This window comes from Microbacterium sp. (genome assembly GCF_049661145.1).
In the GTDB taxonomy this organism is placed as follows: Bacteria; Actinomycetota; Actinomycetes; order Actinomycetales; family Microbacteriaceae; genus Microbacterium.
Genome location: NZ_JBASZT010000374.1, coordinates 1 through 3,806, shown reverse-complemented (window position 1 = coordinate 3,806; position 3,806 = coordinate 1). Strand labels below are relative to the sequence as shown.

Sequence of the window (3,806 nt, the reverse complement as noted above, 5' to 3'; positions counted from 1 at the left end):
AACGCGAGCAGCGCCTCGTTCACTTCGGCGCCGTGGGTGCGCAGCAGGCCGTGCGGCGCGCCCTCGAGCTCGACGTAGGTCAGCGGCGTGGACTCGGGCACGAGTTTGCGGAATCTCCGCGCGGTCTTGTCGATCGGCAGGATGTTGTCGGCGGTGCCGTGCAGGATCAGCGTCGGCACGGTGATCGCGGGGATGTCACCGCGGAAGTCCGTCGGCCACGTCAGGGGAGCCGCGGCGAGCGCCGCGTTGCCGGCCAGGTTCGCGACCTGCACGCTGCCGTCGACGGCCTCCTGCGAGATGCGCCCGCCGAGCGTGTCGTCGAGGTTGTAGAAGTCGCGGAAGAAGCCGGTGAGGAACGCGTACCGGTCCTTCGCGACCGCCTCCGCGGTCTCGTCGAAGAACGCCTGGTCACCTGCCCCGTCGGGGTTGTCGTCGGTGATCAGCAGGTACGGTTCGAGCGACCCCAGGAATGCAGCCTTCGCGATGCGGCCGGCACCGTAGCGCGACAGGTAGCGGGCGATCTCGCCGGTGCCCATCGAGAACCCGACGAGAACGACCTCGGTCAGGTCGAGCTCTTCGATCAGCGCGTGCAGGTCGGCGGCGAACGTGTCGTAATCGAGGCCCGACGCAACCTTGCTCGACGCGCCGAACCCACGACGGTCATAAGCGATGACGCGGAATCCCGCCTGCAGCAGCGCGCTCTGCTGCAGATCCCACGACTCACCGTTGAGCGGGAATCCGTGGATCAGCACGACGGGTTGGGCGTCGCTCGGTCCCTGATCGGTGTAGAACAGCTCGACATCGGTCGAGTTCTCGGTCGCAACGGTGATGTAGGCCACGATGGCTCCTCCGGCGTTCGGTGTCGGCCGGGCGGATGCCGCGGCCGCATCTCGACGCTACGGCGCGGATGCCGCGGCATCCACCCCTTGACACGCGGACCTTCTCGCGACCGGTGGCCTCGACGGGCGCGCGAAAACTCCACGGATCCAGGCGCGTACGGCGGGAACCAGCGCGTTCGGCCGCGGATCCCGGTCGATTCCGTGGAGTTTCGGCGCCCGCCGCCGCGAGAGCCTCACGCGTCGCGGCGCGCGCCCTCTGAGGGACGGACCGTGAAGACGTGCGGCGCCCCGAACCCGGCCGCGGCGAAGGCGGCCTCGACGGCGGCGGATGCCGACGCCACGAGGGACCGCTCGATCAGCGCGATCGCCGCGCCCCCGAAGCCGCCCCCCGTCATGCGGGCGCCGATCGCCCCGGCCGACCGCGCAACCTCGACGGCCAGGTCGAGTTCGGGCGTGGAGATTTCGAAGTCGTCGCGCATCGAGGCGTGCGACGCATCCAGCAGGGGGCCGATGGCGCCCGACCCCTCGTCGCGCAGCGTGCGAACGGCGTCGAGCACGCGCTGATCCTCGGTCACGACGTGCCGCACGCGGCGGAATGTGACGTCGTCCATCAGCTGCTGCGCGCGCGGCAGGTCGGCCACCGACAGGTCGCGGAGCGCGGCGACGCCCATGATCGCGGCCCCGTGCTCGCACGCGGCGCGGCGCTCGCCGTAACCGCCGGTCGAGTGCGCGTGGCTCACCTGCGTGTCCATCACGAGCAGTTCCAGGCCCGCCGCGTCGAACCCGAGCTCAACGACCTCGGCCGCGAGCGTGCGACAGTCGAGGAAGATGCCGGCATCCGCCTGCCCGAGCATCGACGCCATCTGGTCCATGATCCCGGTCGGCGCGCCGACGGCCTCGTTCTCGGCGCGGCGCCCCGCCTGCGCGAGCTCGACGCGCGTGCGCCCCAGTTCCCACACGTCGTTCAAAGCGGATGCCGTGGCGCCCTCGATCGCGGCCGACGACGACAGGCCCGCCCCGACCGGGACGTCGGAGGCGATTGCGAGGTCCACGCCGGTGGCGGATGCCGCGGCATCCTGCCCCGACAACAGCGCCGCCGACAAGAGCGCCCAGGCGACGCCGAGCGGGTAGCGCGCCCACTCGACGATCTCGTCGCGGCGGGCGGGGAAGAGATCATCGAGGTCGGCGAGCGCGACCTCGACGGGGGTCTCGTCGAACGTGGAGACGACACGGATGCGGCCGTCGTCGCGGGGGCCGAGCGCCACGACGGTGCGGGCATCGATCGCGAACGGGAAGACGAAGCCGTCGTTGTAGTCGGTGTGCTCGCCGATGAGGTTCACGCGCCCCGGCGCGGACCAGAGGCCCGCGGGGGCGTCGCCGGTCAGCTCGGTGAACAGGACCGTGGCGTCGGTCGCGATGGCGGATGCCGTGGTCACAGCTCGACTCCTTCGATGGCGTCCCGCAGCTGCTGCGCTGCGGTCTCGGGCGGGACGTCGCCGATCCAGGCGCCCATGGCGGCTTCGGAACCGGCGAGGAACTTGAGCTTGTCCGCGGCGCGGCGCGGGCTCGTCAGCTGCAGGTTGAGCCGCACGGTGTCACGCCCGACGTTGACGGGAGCCTGGTGCCACGCCGCGATGTAGGGCGTCGGGTCGCCGTAGAGGGCGTCGACACCGCGCAGCAGCCGGAGGTAGAGGGGGGCGAGCTCATCGCGCTCGGCATCCGTGAGCGCCGCGAAGTCAGGCACGTGACGGTGGGGGAGCAGGTGCGCCTCGATCGGCCAGCGCGCCGCGAACGGGACGAAGGCCGTCCAGTGCTCGCCGCGCAGCAGCACGCGGGGGCCGGCCTGCTCGAACTCCAGGATGCGCTGGAAGAGGTCCGGCGCGGTGCGGTCGATCGAGTCCAGCAGTCGGGTCGTGCGCGGGGTGATGTAGGGGTAGGCGTAGATCTGCCCGTGCGGGTGGTGCAGCGTCACGCCGATCGCCTCGCCGCGGTTCTCGAACGGGAAGACCTGCTGCACGCCGGGCATCGCCGACAGGGCGGCGGTGCGGTCGGCCCACGCTTCGATCACGGTGCGGGCGCGGGTCACGGTCTGGGTGCCGAACGAGCCGGTGCGCTCGGGCGAGAAGCACACGACCTCGCAGCGCCCGACGCTCGTGCGGGTGCGGCCGAGACCGAGGTGGGCGAGGTCCTCGAGGCCGCGCGGCGCGTCGGACGCCGCCGGAGCGTCGCCGACGGCCTCCGCCAGGGCCGGACCGAAGGACGGCGACTTGTTCTCGAACACGACGACGTCGTAGAGCGACGGGACCTCGGACGGGTTGGCGGGGGTCTGCGGCGCGAGAGGGTCGAGGTCGGCCGGGGGAAGGAAGGCGCGGTTCTGGCGCGCGGCGGCGACCGACACCCAGTCGCCCGTGAGGATGTCCTGCCGCATCGTGGCGGTGTCGGGCCGCGGACCGAGCGCGCGGGCGTCGGCGGCTCGGTCGGGCCCGAGTGCCGTGTCGGGATCGTCGAAGTAGACGAGCTCCCTGCCGTCGGCCATCCGTGTGCTGCGCTTGATGACGCCGGCGCCGAGGAGCGTCCCGGTCGGCGCTGACGTCGGAAGATGTTCCATGTTCACGATCACATGCTAGAAGAAGGGGTATGTTATCGTCAACACACAATTCTTGGACGGAGGTGCGCGGGTGGGGCGAGCATCCATGGCGGACGTCGCCGCGGCTGCCGGCGTGTCGTCGCAGACGGTGTCACGTGTCGTGAACGGCAGCCCGCGCGTCGATCCGGCGACGCGCGCAAGGGTCGAAGCCGCGATGGCGGAGCTCGACTACCGAATGCACCGCGCGGCGAGGGCGCTGCGCACCGGTCGCACCGACACGATCGGCCTCGTCGTGTCGACGCTGGCCACCGTCGGCAACTCGCGTATGCTCCAGGCGATCGCCGGCGCTGCGGCGGCGCGCGGGTTCGCGCTCACGGTCG

4 protein-coding genes are annotated in these 3,806 nt (G+C 71.7%); 1 reads left to right on the top strand and 3 read right to left on the bottom strand.

Annotated elements, in window-relative coordinates:
- The 3 genes from WBP48_RS15330 to galT form a co-directional block, all read right to left on the bottom strand.
- The coding region (locus WBP48_RS15330; protein ID WP_424441618.1) for an alpha/beta fold hydrolase at nucleotides 1-839 on the bottom strand (839 nt) is incomplete at its 3' end.
- Between the two features lie 233 nt (nucleotides 840-1,072).
- The gene (galK, locus tag WBP48_RS15325; protein WP_424441617.1) at nucleotides 1,073-2,275 is read right to left on the bottom strand and encodes a galactokinase; all 1,203 of its coding nucleotides are present in this window, start codon (nucleotides 2,273-2,275) and stop codon (nucleotides 1,073-1,075) included.
- Entirely contained in the window at nucleotides 2,272-3,447 is a 1,176-nt protein-coding gene (gene galT, locus WBP48_RS15320) for a galactose-1-phosphate uridylyltransferase (protein WP_424441619.1), read from the bottom strand. The genes galK and galT overlap by 4 nt, the downstream gene beginning before the upstream one ends.
- 85 nt (nucleotides 3,448-3,532) lie before the next feature.
- Here galT and WBP48_RS15315 point away from each other — a divergent pair.
- The coding region (locus WBP48_RS15315; RefSeq protein ID WP_424441616.1) for a LacI family DNA-binding transcriptional regulator at nucleotides 3,533-3,806 on the top strand (274 nt) is incomplete at its 3' end.